We start from the raw sequence: 16,678 nt of genomic DNA on the forward strand, positions 1-16,678 counted from the left end.
CGCAACACCAGGCATCGCAACACCCGCCGTCAGCGAGCCCGTCACACAGCCTCCGAGGGCCCGGCCGTCGAGGGCAGGCGCGGTGGAGGCCGAGGTACCGGTCGACAAGGGGCCGGAGGACAAACCCCCGGCCACCGGGCCACCGTGGGCCGCAACACCAGGCATCGCAACACCCGCCGTCAGCGAGCCCGTCACACAGCCTCCGAGGGCCCGGCCGTCGAGGGCAGGCGCGGTGGAGGCCGAGGTGCCGGTCGACAAGGGGCCGGAGGAGGAATTCCGGGCCGCCGGGGCGTCGGAGGCCGGGGCACCGGGCGTCGGGGGGTCCGGGGCCGAGTGCTCGGGTGCCGGGTCGTCGGAGGGTGTGTGGTGGCGCCGCCTGCGGACTGCGAGCACCGCGATCGCCCCCGCGAGCAACGCGCCGCCCGCCACCGCCGGCCACGGCACGAACCGGGCCGACGTGGTCGCCGTGTCGTGGGCTCCGCCCGGGGCCGTGACCGTCAGCCGTACGTCGACCGCGTCCAGCGCGGGCCGGTCGGGCCAGGGCTCGGTGAGCTTCACGCGGGCGCCGGGGCGCAGGTGGACGGGCAGGGTGCGGGGCGCGCGGTCCAGGACCCGGCCGAGGACGCCGTCCGCGCGCACCGCGAGCCTCGGCACCAGGACGGTCGTACCGCGGTTGACCAGCTCGTACGTGATGCCCTCGGCGTGCACGGCGAGGTGCTCGACGGTCAGCGCGGCGAGCGCCGGGCCGCCGACGCGCAGCCGGACCGGGACGGTGGCCGTACGCCCCCGCGCGTCCCGCGCGACGACGGCACCGGAGTGGTCGCCGGGCGCGGCCCCGACCGGCACGGTCACCGTGAAGGGCACCTCGGCGCGGGTGCGGGCCGGAACGCGTATCCCGTCCCCGGCCTTGTCGGCGAAGACGGTCCACAGGCCGCTTCCGGACAGCCGTACGACGACCGGCGCCCGCCCGGGATTGGTGACGGCCACCGTGTCCTGCAGGACCGAACCCGGCGGACCCTCGGCGTAGAAGGACGGACGGCCACCGCCCGCGGGCGCGACGGACCACCGCGCGGGTGTGGCTGAGGCGCCGGGTGCGGCACCCAGCACGGTGCACAGGCACAGGGTCGCGGGCAGGATGACGCGCGCCGGAAGCAGCGCCTTGGTCCGGGGCGGGCGCCGATGGCTGGTCAGGGCGCGGGACCCTGGCGGGCGTCGGCGGCGCGGCAGAGCACGGCTCAGCGCGCGGGTCAGAGCGCGGACGGCGGACGGCATGGGCGGCTCCAGCGGTTGGCCCGGACTTCGGCGGTGGCCCGCGAACTCGGCGATCGACCTGGGCTTCGGCGACTACCCCCGGCTTCAGCAGTCGCCCCGAGCCCTGGCAGCTACCAGGTCCAGCAGTTGCCCGAGCTGCTGCGGCTACCGGGCTCCGCCGGGCGGCCCGGGTTTCGGTGGTCGTCGGTCCGGGTCAGCGCCGGGACGGCTGGCCACGGCGGGTCAGCCAGAGCGTGCCCGCCGCTCCGGCGAGGAGCACCGTGCCGCCGAGTGTGCCGAGGGCGATCGCGCTGTCCTCGGGGCCGGTCTGCGGGAGCTGTCCGCCGGAGGAGGAACCGCCCGAGGTCGAGGAGGACGACGAGCCGCCGGCCGCCGTCACGTCCAGCGTGAGCCCCGGCCTGGGACTGTTGGTCGGCGTACAGGTCGTCGTCGTACCGAGCGCCTTGATGATCAGCGTGCCCGGCGTGAAGGTGACCTTGCCGGTCTTCTTCGGCGTGTACGTGCCGGTCAAGTCGCTGATCTTGATCGGGGTGTTGGCGGGGATCGCGGCCGCGTTGGCGGGCCCGCTGACCGGCAGTGTGCCGCTGTCGGCGCCTCCCAGCACGATGCTCGCGCTCGGGGTCATCGCGCCCTTGCCCAGCTCGACCGGGCTGGAGGAGACGCCCTTCTGCCAGGACATCGTGATCTTGTAACCGCTGCCGCTCTTGACGCCCGTCATGTCGATGGGCGAGACGGCGCTCTTGACGCCGATCGGGGTCTGACAGCGGTAGTTGACGTCGACGACGTCGGCGTGGGCCGCCGGCGCGGCCAGCAGCACCGCCGAGCCGGCCAGGGCCGCGGCGGACGCGAGCGCGGCGGTTCGTTTCGGGTACGACACGGTCGGTCCACCCCATTCGTTCCGGATTCGTTCGGACGAGCAGTTCCTGACGACGTATCAGATTTGGCCGTCAAGGTACGCCCGGCGCCGCGAGGAGGGAAGACGCAGCACACGCCGGAGTTGTGGCGATCCGGCGTGTGTGACGCGTGGCTGGAGTGGAGGGTGGGCCCGGGCCGGCCCGGGCCTCACGGCCTGCGCAGTACCTCCGGCAGGCCCGAGGCGTTGAGGGCGGGTGGCGGCTCGCTGGGCCCGGGCCACTCGTGTCCGTCAGCGCGTTGCGCCCAGGGCAGGAAGGCTCGTACCCACGGGAAAGCGGATTTCCGCGGGCTCCGAAGCAGGGCGCTCATGCCGGGGCGCCCAGCTCCGCCCACACCGTCTTGCCCGGCCGGCCCGCGGCGCGGACGACGCCCCAGTCCAGGCACAGCCGCTGCACGATGAACATGCCGTGGCCGCCGGGGCGGCCGGCGCGGTGCGGGGTGCGCGGGGCCGGCTGGCCGGCACCGCGGTCCGAGACCTCGATCCGGATCACCTTGTTGCCGCAGGCCAGGAGCAGTTCGTCGGGGCCCTCGGCGTGCAGGCAGGCGTTGGTGACCAGTTCGGAGACGACCAGCAGCACATCCTCGGCCGCGGCCCGCCGGTCGGCGCCCGCGGCGGGCAGCCAGCCCCATGCGTACAGCGCCTGGCGGGCGAAGTCGCGGGCGAGCGGGACGACCCCGCTCTCACCCGCGAGGCCGATCCTGCGGACCTGCGGCCCGCCGGTGCCCTGAGTGCCGTCGGCGGGGCCGGGCGGCACGGACGGCGCGGCTGCCCCCGTGGGCGCGCCTGCCGTCGGCGCACTCTCCTCGGACGCCCCGGAAGCGCCGCTGGGCTCCGGGCCGCGGTCGCCCGGCGAGCAAGGCCGGGTGGTGCTCATCAGCGCTTCACCTCACCGATTCACCAGTTCAGATTCAAAGGGCCGGCACTGCTCCGTGCCGGCCGGTCCGTACGTCGTCCGCCCGCTGTGCGCAGGCCGTCCTGCCGCTGTCCGCGGGGGGTGTCCCGCTCGCCCGTCCGTCGCAACGTACGTCCCGTCCAGTCGTTTCGCCGGTGCCGGGGCGGTCCGGGCCGGCGGTCGTCAGGGGGTTCCCCGTCTTCTCCTGCCCTCTCCTGCCCGGCCGATCCGGCACAACACCCCCGTTTTCGGCGTGCCGGAAACGGGCGCCCGGGACCGGTGGCGCGCGGGACGGCGGACTCAGCCGGCGCCGTCGACCAGGGCCGCCTCCACGGAGTCGTGCACGGTGAAGACCGCCTCGGCTCCCGTGATCTCGAACACACGGGCGACCACCGGCTGCATCCCCGCCAGATGGACCCCGCCCCCGGCGGCCTCCGCCTTCAACCGGGCCCCGAGCAGGACGTTCAGCCCCGTGGAGTCGCAGAACTCCAGGCGGGTGCAGTCCACGACGAGGCGTGAGAAGCCCTTGGCCAGAAGGTCGTCGAGGGGCTCGCGCAGAAGATCGGCGGTGTGGTGATCGAGCTCACCCGCCGGTGTCACAACGGCGCTGGAGCCCTCTTCCCGCACCTCCACCAGAAGCCGGCCCGACTGTGCGCTGCCGACCGTCCCGTGGTCCATGCCGTCTCTCCCCAGGTCGCGGACGCTGACTGGTCTCGAACATTACGCCTTCCCTGCACACTCCGGCACCCGAAGAACCTCACAGAACCGGACATACCCGAACAGGACGCACTTGCGATCGGCTCGGTCGAGCAGGTAGGGCTAGTAGGACACCTACTCCTACACGCCGGCTTCGGAGGCGCCGCACACCGCAGTGCACGCATGGCTTCGGCAGCCGTATGCCGAGAACGATGGAGGACACCATGCCACCCCGGCTCGACGCATCGGATACCCCGCTCGCGACGTCGACACCCCCACCGGAACAACTGGATCATCCCATCGACGCCCTCGACCCCTTCGAGGGACTCCCGGAGATCCCCCCGTACGACGAGATCGGCCCGGTCGACGCGCGGGCCCTGTCCAAGACCCTCTTCGAGCGCCTTCAGTCGCTGGAGGAAGGGACGCACGAGTACTCGTACGTCCGCAACACGCTCGTCGAGCTCAATCTCGCGCTCGTCAAGTTCGCCGCCTCCCGGTTCCGCTCCCGCAGCGAGCCGATGGAGGACATCATCCAGGTCGGCACCATCGGCCTGATCAAGGCGATCGACCGCTTCGAGCTCTCCCGCGGGGTCGAGTTCCCGACCTTCGCGATGCCGACCATCATCGGCGAGATCAAGCGCTTCTTCCGCGACACCTCGTGGTCCGTGCGCGTTCCGCGCAGGCTGCAGGAGCTGCGCCTGGACCTGGCCAAGGCCGGGGACGAGCTGGCCCAGCGGCTGGACCGGGCCCCGACCGTCCAGGAGCTGGCCGAGAAGCTCGGCATCTCCGACGACGAGGTCGTCGAGGGCATGGCCGCCTCGAACGCGTACACCGCCTCCTCGCTGGACGCCCAGCCCGAGGAGGACGAGACGGAGGGCGCGCTCGCGGACCGCATCGGGTACGAGGACCACGGGCTGGAGGGCATCGAGTACATCGAGTCCCTCAAGCCGCTGATCGCCGAACTCCCGCAACGGGACCGGAAGATCCTCTCCCTGCGGTTCGTGGCGAACATGACCCAGTCGGAGATCGGCGAGGAACTCGGCATCTCCCAGATGCACGTGTCCCGGCTGCTGTCGCGCACGCTGGTACGGCTGCGCAAGGGTCTGACACTCGAGGAGTGACCTCCGCGTCCGCTGCTGTGACGCCTGCGCAGCGGCCTGGCCACCGGTGCCGGGCCGCTGCGGCGTTCCGCCGCTGACCCACGTCTCCGAGTGGCGCGAGTATCCCGGACTGCGCCCGCCAATCCCGGTTCCGGGCCGCTCTGCCGACCAACTCGCCCCGTGGTCCCAACCGTTATGTGGTTACCCGCGGAAACCTCTTTTCCCGGCCGTCCCCCTCGACCACTATGGCCCCCCTAACTGGCTACTGGCCGGTATGTCAGACCGGGGCCGCAACGGCGCGGTGCCCGGGGGTGCGAGGAGGCTGGACGCATGGCTCAGGGGGACGGGGCCGGAACGGGCGGAACCGAGACGGGCGGCACCGGGACACCCGGGGAGCTCGAGAACGCGCCGGACACCCGGCTGACCGAACTGCTCCGCTCCCCCACGGCGACGGCGTACCCCGCCCTGCAGGAACTGCGCCGCCGGCACCACGCGGCGGTCCTGGCCTACGCCCGGCTGTGCGCCGCGGGAGAGTCGACCGCCCGCCGGCTGGCGGCCGAGGTCTTCACCACGGCGGCCCGCGAGACGGCCCGGGGCGTCGACCCGGCCGTCCCGCTGCGCCACCGGCTGCTGCTGCTCACCGCACGGCTGGCGGCCGGCTGGGCGCGCGACGAGCGCTCCGCCGGCCTCGACCCCGGGCTGCTGCTCGTCCTGAACGCCTCCGGCCTGCCCGAGGGCCCCACCCCGCCGCTGCTCCCGGCGTTCCGCTCGCTGCCCTCCCGTACCCAGGGCCTGATCTGGTACGGCGTGCTGGAGGCGGAGCCGCAGGACCGCACCGCCGCCTTCCTCGGCCAGAGCGGTGTCGATGTGGCCTACGGCACCCCGCAGGCCCTCAAGGCCCTGGCCCAGGCCTGTCTGCGCCACCGGCTCGCCGCCTCCGACGACCCGCGCTGCGCCGACTTCCGCCGGCTGATCGAGGAGGCGGTACGGCCGGACGGCCCGCGCCACAGCGCCGACCTGGACGCCCACATGGCCCGCTGCCCGCACTGCACGGCCGCGTTCGAGGATCTGCGGGCCCTGCGGGACGCGCCCCGGCAGGCCCTGACGGAGGGCCTGCTGCCGTGGCAGGGAACGGCGTACATACGCGCCGCGGAACCCCCGGCCGCCCCCCGCCTCGCCGCCGTACGTCCGTCCTGGCCGCCCCGGCGCCGTGTCCTGCTGGCCTCGGCGGCCCTGGGCGTGGCCCTGACCCCGCTCCTGGTGTTCCTTCTCACCCCGGCACACACCGACGAACAGCAGCCGACCGCCTCGACGCCCACGCCGCCACCGGTGACGAGGACGGCGACGCCGACGGCCTCGCCCACCCCGTCCCCGTCGCCGTCCCCCACGCGGTCCCCCACGCCCAGGCCGCCGTCCGCCACGCCGAGCCCGTCCCGCCCGGCCACGCACCCGCCGCACACCCAAAAGCCCACTCCCAAGCCGTCGCCCTCGTTCGCACCGCCCGGCACCTCCTTCACCCAGGTGGTGAACCTGGCGACGGGCCGCTGCCTGGACATCCGCGACGGCGATCTGTCCCAGGGCAACGACGTCATCACGGCCCCCTGCTCCGCCGCCGACACCCAGCGCTGGCGGTTCGACACATACCTGGGCGTACTGCGCTCGGAGGCCGACGACGACTTCTGCCTGGACAGCCGGGGCTCGACCGACCGCGGCGTGGGCATCTGGACCTGCGACTCGGTCTACGGCGGCAACGGCGAGAACCTCCGCTTCACCATCGACCCCGACGGCACGATCCGCCCGAACATCGCCATCGAGACAGCGGTGACCCCGGACGGCGGCTACGACGTGTCCCTCCAGCCCCTGTCCGACGGCGGGGAGCAGCGGTGGCGGGCGGGGGCGCGGTGAGGCCGGCCCGGCTCCGCCGCCGGTCCCCGCTCAGACCACGCGTTCGCCGCGCCGCCACACCCCGCTGACCAGGGGCACGCCCGGGCGGTAGGCGAGGTGGACGTGGCTGGGGGCGTCCAGGAGGGTGAGGTCGGCGCGGGCGCCGGGGGTGAGGCGGCCGATGTCGGTGCGGCGCAGGGCCGCCGCACCGCCCGCCGTGGCCGACCAGACCGCCTCGTCCGGGGTCATCCGCATGTCGCGGACGGCCAGGGCGATGCAGAAGGGCAGCGAGGAGGTGAAGGACGAGCCCGGGTTGCAGTCCGTGGACAGGGCGACCGTGACGCCGGCGTCCAGCAGGCGGCGGGCGTCCGGCCACTCGGCGCGGGTGGAGAACTCGGCGCCCGGCAGCAGGGTGGCGACCGTGTCGCTGTTCGCCAGGGCGTCGACGTCCGCGTCGGTCAGGTGGGTGCAGTGGTCGGCGCTCGCCGCGTCCAGTTCGACGGCCAGCTGGACGCCGGGGCCGTACGAGAGCTGGTTGGCGTGGATACGGGGGTGCAGGCCCTTCGCCCTGCCCGCCGTGAGGATCGCGCGGGCCTGGTCGCCGTCGAAGGCGCCCTTCTCGCAGAACACGTCGATCCAGCGGGCGTGCGGCGCGCAGGCATCCAGCATCTCGCCGGTGACCAGGGCGACATACGCGGCCGGGTCCTCGGCGTAGTCGGGCGGGACGACGTGCGCGCCGAGGTACGTCACCTCGTCGGTGTGCCGGGCCGCGAGGCGCAGCGCGCGGTACTCGTCCTCGACGGTCAGGCCGTAGCCCGACTTGGTCTCGAACGTCGTCGTGCCCTGGCGGAGGGCCTCGTCGAGGTAACGGGTGAGGTTGGCCTCCAGGTCCGCGTCGCTCGCCGCCCGGGTGGCCGCGACCGTGGTGCGGATGCCGCCCGCCGTGTAGGAGCGGCCGGACATGCGGGCGTTGAACTCCTGCGTGCGGTCTCCGGCGAAGACCAGGTGCGAGTGGGAGTCCACGAAGCCCGGCAGCACCGCCCGGCCGCCCGCGTCGACCCGATTGTCAGTGGCGGGTGCTTTGCTGGATTCACCGGTCCACGCGACGCGGTCGCCCTCGATGACGACGGCCGCGTCCTGGATCAGACCGAGCGGGGAGCCGTCACCGAGGGAGGGATCGTTGGTGACCAGCGTGGCGATGTTGGTGATGACGGTGCTGCTGCTCATGGTGTCCTCGTGGGTGGTGGTCAGGAGCGAAGGGCTTCGACTGCCCGCGCGAGGGCCTGCGGCACGTCGGGCACGAGCGTGTGCGCCCCGTCCCGTACGACATGCCGTCCGCCGACGACCGTATGCCGTACGTCCGCTGCCGTCGCGGCGAATACGGCCGTCTCGGCCCCCAGCCTGGGCAGCGGGCCCGCTGTCCTGACCGAGTCCAGGGCGATCGTCGTGAAGTCGGCCAGGGCGCCGGGCTCCAGGGTGCCGGCCTCGTGCCAGCCGAGAGCGGCGTGGCCGTCGGCGGTGGCGGCCCGCAGCAGGGCGGCGGCCGTCCAGTGGCCCCGGGTGCGGGTGCGCAGCCGCTCGTTCAGCTCCATCGCGCGCGCCTCTTCGAGCAGGTCGATGACGGCGTGGCTGTCGGAGCCGAGGGAGAGCGGGGAGCCGGCCCGCTGCAGGGCGACGGCCGGACCGATGCCGTCGGCCAGGTCCCGCTCGGTCGTCGGGCACATGCAGGTGCCGGTGCCCGAGCCGCCGAGCAGGGCGATGTCCTCGTCGGTGAGATGGGTGTTGTGCACACCGGTGGTGCGCTGTCCGAGGACGCCGTGGTCGGCGAGCAGCCGGGTGGGGGTGCAGCCGTGCGCGGCGAGGCAGGCGTCGTTCTCGGCGGTCTGCTCCGACAGGTGCACATGCAGCGGGGCCCGCCGTTCCTCGGCCCACCCCGCCACGGTCGCCAACTGCCCGGCGGGCACGGCCCGTACGGAGTGAATCGCCGCCCCGATCCGCGCGTGATCCCGCTCCTTGAGAACTGCACAGCGTTCGGCCCAGGCCTCCGCGCTGCCGTCGGAGAACCGCAGCTGGTGGGTGTTGGGCGGCTCGCCACTGTGCTGGTTCAAGATGGCGGAGGACAGGTAGCAGGTGTCGAGGAGGGTGATCCGGATGCCGGCCTCGGCGGCGGCGTCGATCAGCGCCTCCCCCATGGCGTTGGGGTCGGCGTAGGGAGTGCCGCCGGGCGCGTGGTGCACGTAGTGGAACTCGCCGACGCAGGTGACGCCGGCCAGGGCCATCTCGGCGTACACCGCGCGCGCCAGGGCGTGGTAGGTCTCCGGGGTCAGATGGTCGGCGACGGAGTACATCACCTCGCGCCAGGTCCAGAAGGTGCCGGAGCCGACCTGGACGGTGCCGCGCAGCGCCCGGTGGAAGGCGTGGCTGTGGGCGTTGGCGAGCCCGGGCAGGGTGAGCCCGCGCAGCACCTCGGCGCCGGGCGGCGGGGTGGGCGCCCCGGTGCGCACGGCACCGATCCGCCCACCCTCGGTCTCGACCACGACCCCCGGCTCGACGTTCGTGCCGAGCCAGGCGTGCTCCAGCCAGTAGGTCCGCTTGGTCACCTGCAGGCCAGCCCTTCCAGTACGTCGGCGAGCGCGCGCACCCCGGCCACGCAGTCGTCCTCGGCGGCAAACTCGGCCGGGGAGTGCGAGACACCGGTGGGGTTGCGCACGAACAGCATGGCGGTCGGAATGCTGCCGGAGAGGATTCCGGCGTCGTGTCCGGCCCCGGTCCCGAGGACGGGCACCTTCGGGCCGGTGTCCTTGCCCAGGATGCGGCCGAGTTCGTCGCGCAGGGCGTGGTCGAACTCGACGACGGGCGTGAAGGACTCCCGGACGACGTCGAGCTCGATGCCGTGGGCCTCGGCGTACTCCCGCGCGGCCTTCTCGATGCCCCCGACCACCGTGTCCAGGGTGTCCTGGTCGGCGGCGCGGGAGTCGAGCCAGCCGCGCACGACGGAGGGGATCGCGTTGACCCCGTTGGGCTCCACGGCGATCTTGCCGAAGGTGGCGACGGCACCGGCGAGTTCGGCCTCCCGGCGGGCGGCGAGCACGGTCTCGGCGTAGGACAGCATCGGGTCGCGGCGGTCGACCAGCCGGGTGGTGCCGGCGTGGTTGGCCTCGCCCTTGAAGTCGAACCTCCAGCGGCCGTGCGGCCAGATGGCACTGGCGATGCCGACCCGGTCGCCGGACAGGTCCAGCGCCCGGCCCTGCTCGACATGCAGCTCGACGAAGGCGCCGATCCGGCCAAGCCGCTCCGGGTCGGCCCCGATGCCCTCGGGGTCGTATCCGGCGGCCTCCATGGCCTGCGGGAGGCTGACCCCGTCGGCGTCGGTGAGCAGGTGGGCCTGCTCGACGGTCAGCTGCCCGGCGGTGAGCCGCGACCCGACACAGGCGAGCCCGAACCGGGCCCCTTCCTCATCCCCGAAGTTGACGATGGCCAGGGGCTTGGCGAACCGCGCGTTCCTGCTCCGCAGCTCGTCGAGGGCCGCGAAGGAGGACACCACACCGAGGGGCCCGTCGAAGGCCCCGCCGTCGGGCACGGAGTCCAAATGGGACCCGGCGACCACGGCGTCCCCGGCAGCGGGGTCACCGAGCCAGGCCCACTGGTTGCCGTTCCGGTCCACCTCGTACGTCAGCCCGCGCGCCTCGGCCTGCTCCTTGAACCAGGCCCGGCAGTCGACATCGGCACCGGTCCAGGCGTAACGCCGGTAGCCGCCGGAGGCGGAGCTGCGGCCGATCGGCAGCAGCTCCGCCCACATGCTGTGGAAACTCACGCGCCGTCACCCTCGCGCATGGGCACCCGGACACCGCGCTCCTGCGCGACCGACTCCGCGATGTCGTACCCCGCGTCCACGTGCCGGATGACACCCATGCCCGGGTCGTTGGTGAGCACGCGCCGGATCTTCTCGCCACCCAGCTTCGTGCCGTCGGCCACCGTCACCTGCCCGGCGTGAATGGACCGGCCCATGCCCACGCCGCCACCGTGGTGGATGGAAACCCACGACGCACCGGAGGCCACGTTCACCATGGCGTTCAGCAGCGGCCAGTCGGCGATCGCGTCGGACCCGTCGAGCATGGCCTCGGTCTCCCGGTACGGCGAGGCCACCGAGCCGCAGTCCAGGTGGTCGCGGCCGATCGCCAGCGGAGCGGCGAGCTCGCCGGAGGCCACCATGTCGTTGAAGCGCTCGCCGGCCTTGTCGCGCTCGCCGTAGCCGAGCCAGCAGATGCGCGCGGGCAGACCCTGGAAGTGGACGCGCTCGCCGGCCAGCTTGATCCAGCGGGCCAGGGACTCGTTCTCCGGGAAGAGCTCCAGGATCGCCTTGTCGGTCTTGGCGATGTCGGCGGGGTCGCCGGACAGGGCCGCCCAGCGGAAGGGGCCCTTGCCCTCGCAGAACAGCGGGCGGATGTAGGCGGGGACGAAGCCGGGGAAGGCGAACGCCCGGTCGTAGCCCGCCAGTTGGGCCTCGCCGCGGATGGAGTTGCCGTAGTCGAAGACCTCGGCGCCGGCGTCCATGAAGCCGACCATGGCCTCGACGTGCTTCGCCATCGACTCACGGGCACGGGTGGTGAAGCCGGCCGGGTCCTTCGCGGCGGCGTCGGCCATGTCCTCGAAGGCCACGCCCACCGGCAGGTAGGACAGCGGGTCGTGGGCGGAGGTCTGGTCGGTGACGATGTCGATGGGGGCGTTCATCGCGAGCAGCTGCGGGACCAGCTCGGCCGCGTTGCCGAGGACGCCGATGGACAGGGGGCGGCGGGCGTCGCGCGCCTCGGTGGCCAGCTGGAGCGCGTGGTCGAGGGAGTCGGCCCTGACGTCGAGGTAGCGGTGCTCGATGCGGCGCTCGATGGCGCGCGGGTCGCAGTCGATGCAGATCGCGACGCCGTCGTTCATGGTCACGGCGAGGGGCTGGGCGCCGCCCATGCCGCCGAGGCCGGCGGTCAGGGTGATGGTTCCGGCGAGGGTGCCGTTGAACTTCTTCGCGGCGACGGCGGCGAAGGTCTCGTAGGTGCCCTGGAGGATGCCCTGGGTGCCGATGTAGATCCAGGAGCCGGCGGTCATCTGGCCGTACATGGTCAGGCCGAGGGCCTCCAGGCGGCGGAACTCCTCCCAGTTGGCCCAGTCGCCGACCAGGTTGGAGTTCGCGATCAGGACGCGCGGGGCCCACTCGTGGGTCTGCATCACGCCGACCGGCCGGCCGGACTGGACCAGCATGGTCTCGTCCTGCTTGAGGGTCCTCAGGGTGCGGACCATCGCGTCGAAGGAGCGCCAGTCACGGGCTGCCTTGCCGGTGCCGCCGTAGACGACGAGCTTGTCGGGGTGCTCCGCGACCTCCGGGTCGAGATTGTTCTGCAGCATGCGCAGCGCGGCTTCCTGCTGCCATCCCAGGGCGCTCAGTTCCGTGCCGCGCGGTGCTCGTACGGGGCGGGGTCCCGACATCGTCTGCCTCCTCCTGTTGCTATCTCTATTCACATCCTGGCGTCCTGAATAGAACTAGTCAATACATCGGGGCGACCCCGTCCGCGCGCCGCCGGTGTTTGGCTGGATGTACGCGAGACGGGCACGAGGGGACACGAGGGGAGAGACCGTGGAGCAGGACCTCGAAAGGCAGGCGCGGGAGCGCGCCGCACGACGGGACGAGGCGGTGCGGGCCGCCGTGGAGCAGGGGCTGCTGGGGCCGGACGCGGCCGTGGTGGGGCTGCTGGACGTGACCGGGATCCGGGAGTCGGCGGCGGCGCTGCGCGCGGCGTTCGACGCCGTCGTGCCGTCCGGGACACCGGTGCTGCACGCCTTCGCGGTGAAGGCGAGCCCGCTGGTGCCCGTGCTGCGGTTGCTGCACGAGGCGGGCATCGGCGCGGAGGTGGCGAGCCCGGGCGAGCTGGCGCTGACCCGCACGGCCGGGGTGCCGGCGGCCAGTACCGTGCTGGACTCGCCCGCCAAGACCCCGGCCGAGCTGCGCGAGGCGCTGGCCCTGGGGATCGCGGTGAACGCCGACAACCCGCAGGAGCTGGACCGCCTGGACGCCCTGGTGCGGTCCGCGCCGACCGCGTCCCCGCTCGGCCTCCGGGTGAACCCGCAGGTCGGCGGCGGCACGATCGATGCCACCTCGACGGCGACGGAGACCTCCAAGTTCGGGGTGGCACTGCGCGACGAGGGGGCGCGCGAGTGGGTCGTACGGGCGTATCTGGACCGGCCGTGGCTGAGCCGACTGCACGCGCACACCGGCTCGCAGGGCATCCCACTGGCGCTGCTGGCGCGGGGTGTGGCGGAGACGTACGCGCTCGCCGAGGAGATCAACGAGCGGGCGGGGCGGCGGCAGATCGACACGCTCGACATCGGCGGCGGGCTGCCGGTGAACTTCGCGGCCGAGACGACGGCACCCTCGTACGCGCAGTACGCCCGGCTGCTGGCCGAGGAGGTGCCGGGGCTGTTCGACGGGCGGTACGGGCTGGTGACCGAGTTCGGGCGGTCACTGCTGGCCAAGCAGGGGACGATGGTGGCCCGGGTGGAGTACGCCAAGAGCGCGGGCGGGCGGCGGATCGCGGTGACACACGCCGGTGTGCAGGTGGCGACGCGGACCGTGTACGCGCCGGGGGCGTGGCCGCTGCGGATCGCCGCGTACGACGCCAAGGGGCGGCCGAAGCCTGGGCCCGAGGTGGTGCAGGACGTGGCCGGGCCGGCCTGCTTCTCGGGCGACCTGCTCGCGGAGGGGCGGGCGCTGCCCCTGCTGGAGCAGAGCGACTACGCGGCGGCGCTGGACACGGGCGCGTACTACTTCGCCCATCACTACGCCTACAACTCCCTTGTCCGGCCGGGCATCTACGGCTTCGCGCCGGACGGCTCGTCGGGCGTCGCCTTCGCGACCGTACGAGAGCCGCAGACCGTCGCCGAGGTGGTGGCGGAGTCCGGCGGGGCGCACACGGACGCGCTCACCACCCTCCCCGCGCCGGAAAGCCGTTGACGCACCCCCAGAACCCTCGAACAAATGGGTCAACTCATCTGACGCAGTGGCCAGTTGACCCACACTAGTACGCCCGATGCATGTTCCACTGGAAAATGCCAAAGACTCCCCCTTTCCCGCGCACGGTGCGTAGTGTCGTTGTCACTCAGCCGGAGAACCAGGCGGGAGGGGAACCACCGGTGCCCGGAATCGACGAGTGCCTGTTGGAAGCGATGCGATTGCCCGGTGCCCGGGGAGCGGCGCTGGTGGACTGGACGAGCGGACTTGCCCTCGGCACGGTCGGGGAGGCGCCCGGCGGCGATCATGAGACGACCGCCGCCGAGGCCGCCGAACTGGCCCGGATGGCCGCCGAGCACGGCGCCTTCGCGACCCAGACGGACGACGGGCACCCGACCGTCGAGGACGTGATCGTCAGCAACCGCGACAGCTACCACCTGCTGCGGTTCGTGGACACGACTTTCGACAGCAGTGTCTTCCTGCACCTGTGGCTCGGCCGCGAGGAGGGCAATCTCGCGCTCGCCCGGATCCGGCTCGGCGAGATGGCGGCCCGGCTGGTGCTGGGATGACCGTGGTGCAGATACCTCCGCTGCCGGTGCGGGACAAGTCGGCCGGCCGGGCCCTGTCGCCGATGCTGACCCGGCTCGCCGAGGAGCGGGCCACCGGCGTCCTGGTCCGCGAGCACGGCACCTTGTATCTCGCCGAGGGCCGGGTGGTGCACGCCGAGAGCCCGTTCGCCCCGGGGCTCGACGTGCTCCTCACCGCTCACGGCACCCTCGCGGCCACCGCCTGGCAGCGGGCCGCCACCGAGACCTCCGGCCCGCTGCAGGCCGCCGAACTCCTGTTGGACGCAGGGCTGTTGCCCGCGGGCGCGCTGGAACTGTGCCATCTGGACGCGCTCTACGACGCCGGGTACTTCGCGCTGGCCCCGAGCAGCGCCCCGGGCCGCTTCCGCTACGACCGCGCGCACCGCCTCGGCCCGCTGCCCTCGGTGCCGGTCGTCGCCCTGGAACGCGAGACGCTGCGCCGCCGGCTGCTGCTGCACCGGCTGTGGCCCGACCCGGCCGCCGACACCGCCCCGCTGATCCGCGCGGACCCGGCCGCCGCACGGACCGCCGCGCCGGTCACGCCCCGGCAGCGGGCGGTCCTGGACCGCGTGGACGGCGTCCGCACGGCCGCTGGGATCGCCCGGAACCTGGGCCGGCAGGCCTTCCACACGCTGGTCGACGTACGCCGGCTCGTGGCCGCCGGCCATCTCGCACCGGCGGCACCCGTCACCCCCGTCGTCACGGCGCTCGCACCGCCGCTCCCACCCCCGGTCACCGACCCCGACATCGCGCTGCTGAAGAGGCTCAGGGATGCGCTGGAGGCGCTTTGAACGGCACCGCCCCGCCGAGAGGAGAGAGCTGATGGTGTCCGAGGAGGACCTGGGGGCCGTCCTGGACGAGCTGCACCGGCTGCGCAACCGGGTACCGCAGCTCACCGGCGCCCTCGCGGCCGGCGTCGACGGTCTCGTCGTCGCCCACGACACTCCCGGGGTCGACCCCGAGGGCCTCGCGGCCCTCACCGCCGCCGCGCTCGGCGTCGCCGTGCGCGTCGCCGACGCCACCCGCAACGGCGGCTTCCGGGAGCTGCTGGTGCGCGGTGAGCGCGGCTATGTCGCCACCTACGCGGCCGGCCGCACCGCCGTACTGACCCTGCTCGCCCAGGACCGGGTCAATGTCGGCCGGCTGCATCTGGAGGGCCGTCGCTCCGGCGCCCGCATCGGGGAGCTGCTCGACGCCGCCGACGCCGCGGCCCGGGAGGCCAGGCGGGCCGGGAGGCCCCTGGGCGCCGTGAGCTCCGCACCCCCGACCCGTACCCGCACGACCCGCACGCCCCGCGCCACGAGCACCGACGCGCACACCGCAACCGACAGTTGAACCTTCCGAGAGGATCCACCATGGCCAACACCGAGACCGCGCTGAAGGAAGCCCTCACCTCCATCGAGGGCGCCACCGGCGTCGCGCTCGTCGACTACACCAGCGGGATGGCGCTGGGCACGATGGGCGGCAGCAAGAGCTTCGACCTGAACGTGGCCGCCGCGGGCAACACCGACGTGGTCCGCGCCAAGATGCGCGCGATGGAGATGCTGGGCCTCAAGGGCGGGATCGAGGACATCCTGATCACGCTGAGCGACCAGTACCACCTGATCCGCCTGCTCAAGAGCCGGGGCGGCAACGGCCTGTTCCTCTACCTGGTCCTCGATGCCTCCCGGGCCAACCTGGCGATGGCCCGGCACCAGCTGAAGAAGATCGAGCACGAACTGGAGGTCTGAGCCCCGGCGAGAGCTAGACCAGCGCCGCGGTGCGGCGGCGGGACCCGCCAGGGGCCGCGTCGCCGGCCGCGATGCCCGTACCGCGCAGGCCCTTCACCGCCTTGCCCGCCGGGCGCCCGCCGTGCTGGTCGAGCCAGTCGACGCGCACCCACAGCAGCGTCTGCCCGGCGCGTTCGCGGCGCCCGATCCAGGCGGCCTTCAGCCGCAGCCCGGTGCCGAGCCCGGCCATCAGCATGCCGCCGGCCGCGGGCACCACCAGGGCGGAGCCGAGCGCCACGGCGAAGGCCAGCAGCAGCCACCAGCGGTGGCCCCGGCGCCAGTTGCGCACGGTCACCGCACGGTCCTGCAGCACGTCGTACTTGCCCGCGCGGGCCGCGCCGCGGGCGAGGGCGGCGTACCGGCCCCGGCGCACCAGTGCCACGACCGCCGCGCCGACGAGGAACAGCGCGGCACCGGCGAGCACCCCGATCCGGCGCCCGGTCAGCCCGGGCAGCAGCATCCCGATCCCCGCGGCGAACACCCCGAACCACCACAGCGGTGCTGCCCCAGCCCGTACGACGACGGCCACCCGGGCCAGCCCCTGTCCTCCGCGCGCCACGTCAGCCTC

General features: G+C 73.5%; 15 protein-coding genes and 1 pseudogene. 7 read left to right on the forward strand and 9 right to left on the reverse strand.

Annotated elements, in window-relative coordinates; genetic code table 11:
• Window positions 1-336 precede the first annotated feature (336 nt).
• The 4 genes and pseudogenes from ACFYOH_RS30055 to ACFYOH_RS30070 form a co-directional block, all read right to left on the reverse strand.
• Window positions 337-1,155, reverse strand: a pseudogene (locus ACFYOH_RS30055) (hypothetical protein); the annotation flags it as partial.
• A 310-nt stretch (window positions 1,156-1,465) separates the two neighbouring features.
• Entirely contained in the window at window positions 1,466-2,149 is a 684-nt protein-coding gene (locus ACFYOH_RS30060; protein ID WP_388631867.1) for an LPXTG cell wall anchor domain-containing protein, read from the reverse strand.
• Between the two features lie 343 nt (window positions 2,150-2,492).
• Window positions 2,493-3,062 carry an ATP-binding protein gene (locus ACFYOH_RS30065; protein ID WP_388631869.1) on the reverse strand — a complete coding sequence of 190 codons (570 nt, stop codon included), beginning with the start codon at window positions 3,060-3,062 and terminating at the stop codon, window positions 2,493-2,495.
• Window positions 3,063-3,380: 318 nt separating this feature from the next.
• Window positions 3,381-3,758 (reverse strand): STAS domain-containing protein, encoded by a 378-nt coding sequence (locus tag ACFYOH_RS30070; RefSeq protein ID WP_388631871.1) that lies wholly within the window; start codon window positions 3,756-3,758, stop codon window positions 3,381-3,383.
• 230 nt (window positions 3,759-3,988) lie between these two features.
• On the opposite strand from ACFYOH_RS30070, the gene ACFYOH_RS30075 reads away from it, so the two are divergent.
• Entirely contained in the window at window positions 3,989-4,897 is a 909-nt protein-coding gene (locus tag ACFYOH_RS30075) for an RNA polymerase sigma factor SigF (protein ID WP_388631874.1), read from the forward strand.
• Window positions 4,898-5,206: 309 nt separating this feature from the next.
• Window positions 5,207-6,781, forward strand: a complete 1,575-nt coding sequence (locus ACFYOH_RS30080; protein ID WP_388631877.1) for a ricin-type beta-trefoil lectin domain protein — start codon at window positions 5,207-5,209, stop codon at window positions 6,779-6,781.
• A gap of 30 nt (window positions 6,782-6,811) precedes the next feature.
• On the opposite strand, the gene hutI is transcribed toward ACFYOH_RS30080, so the two are convergent.
• Genes hutI through hutU form a run of 4 tightly spaced genes read right to left on the reverse strand, consistent with a single transcriptional unit; the run spans window position 6,812 to window position 12,235 of the window.
• A complete protein-coding gene (hutI, locus tag ACFYOH_RS30085; RefSeq protein WP_388631880.1) occupies window positions 6,812-7,987 on the reverse strand; it encodes an imidazolonepropionase in 1,176 nt (391 codons plus the stop codon).
• 20 nt (window positions 7,988-8,007) lie between these two features.
• A complete protein-coding gene (locus tag ACFYOH_RS30090) occupies window positions 8,008-9,360 on the reverse strand; it encodes a formimidoylglutamate deiminase (protein ID WP_388631883.1) in 1,353 nt (450 codons plus the stop codon).
• Window positions 9,357-10,574, reverse strand: a complete 1,218-nt coding sequence (locus ACFYOH_RS30095; protein ID WP_388631886.1) for an allantoate amidohydrolase — start codon at window positions 10,572-10,574, stop codon at window positions 9,357-9,359. The genes ACFYOH_RS30090 and ACFYOH_RS30095 overlap by 4 nt, the downstream gene beginning before the upstream one ends.
• Entirely contained in the window at window positions 10,571-12,235 is a 1,665-nt protein-coding gene (gene hutU / locus ACFYOH_RS30100; RefSeq protein ID WP_388631888.1) for a urocanate hydratase, read from the reverse strand. The genes ACFYOH_RS30095 and hutU overlap by 4 nt, the downstream gene beginning before the upstream one ends.
• Window positions 12,236-12,383: 148 nt before the next feature.
• Between hutU and ACFYOH_RS30105 the strand changes: the two genes are divergently transcribed.
• The 5 genes from ACFYOH_RS30105 to ACFYOH_RS30125 all read left to right on the forward strand — a co-directional run bounded on the left by ACFYOH_RS30105 (window position 12,384) and on the right by ACFYOH_RS30125 (window position 16,071).
• Complete coding sequence (locus tag ACFYOH_RS30105) at window positions 12,384-13,757, forward strand: diaminopimelate decarboxylase (RefSeq protein ID WP_388631891.1); 1,374 nt, start codon at window positions 12,384-12,386, stop codon at window positions 13,755-13,757.
• A 179-nt stretch (window positions 13,758-13,936) separates the two neighbouring features.
• A complete protein-coding gene (locus ACFYOH_RS30110) occupies window positions 13,937-14,323 on the forward strand; it encodes a hypothetical protein (protein WP_388631893.1) in 387 nt (128 codons plus the stop codon).
• Window positions 14,320-15,132 (forward strand): transcriptional regulator, encoded by an 813-nt coding sequence (locus ACFYOH_RS30115; protein ID WP_388631896.1) that lies wholly within the window; start codon window positions 14,320-14,322, stop codon window positions 15,130-15,132. The genes ACFYOH_RS30110 and ACFYOH_RS30115 overlap by 4 nt, the downstream gene beginning before the upstream one ends.
• Window positions 15,133-15,163: 31 nt before the next feature.
• A complete protein-coding gene (locus ACFYOH_RS30120) occupies window positions 15,164-15,676 on the forward strand; it encodes a roadblock/LC7 domain-containing protein (protein ID WP_388631898.1) in 513 nt (170 codons plus the stop codon).
• Between the two features lie 20 nt (window positions 15,677-15,696).
• The gene (locus tag ACFYOH_RS30125; RefSeq protein ID WP_388631900.1) at window positions 15,697-16,071 is read left to right on the forward strand and encodes a hypothetical protein; all 375 of its coding nucleotides are present in this window, start codon (window positions 15,697-15,699) and stop codon (window positions 16,069-16,071) included.
• Window positions 16,072-16,084: 13 nt separating this feature from the next.
• Here the strand turns inward: ACFYOH_RS30125 and ACFYOH_RS30130 are convergent, their stop codons facing one another.
• On the reverse strand, window positions 16,085-16,669 hold the full coding sequence (locus tag ACFYOH_RS30130; protein ID WP_388631903.1) for a hypothetical protein: 585 nt from the start codon (window positions 16,667-16,669) through the stop codon (window positions 16,085-16,087).
• Window positions 16,670-16,678: the final 9 nt, after the last annotated feature.

This window comes from Streptomyces sp. NPDC007856 (assembly GCF_042868225.1).
In the GTDB taxonomy this organism is placed as follows: Bacteria; Actinomycetota; Actinomycetes; order Streptomycetales; family Streptomycetaceae; genus Streptomyces.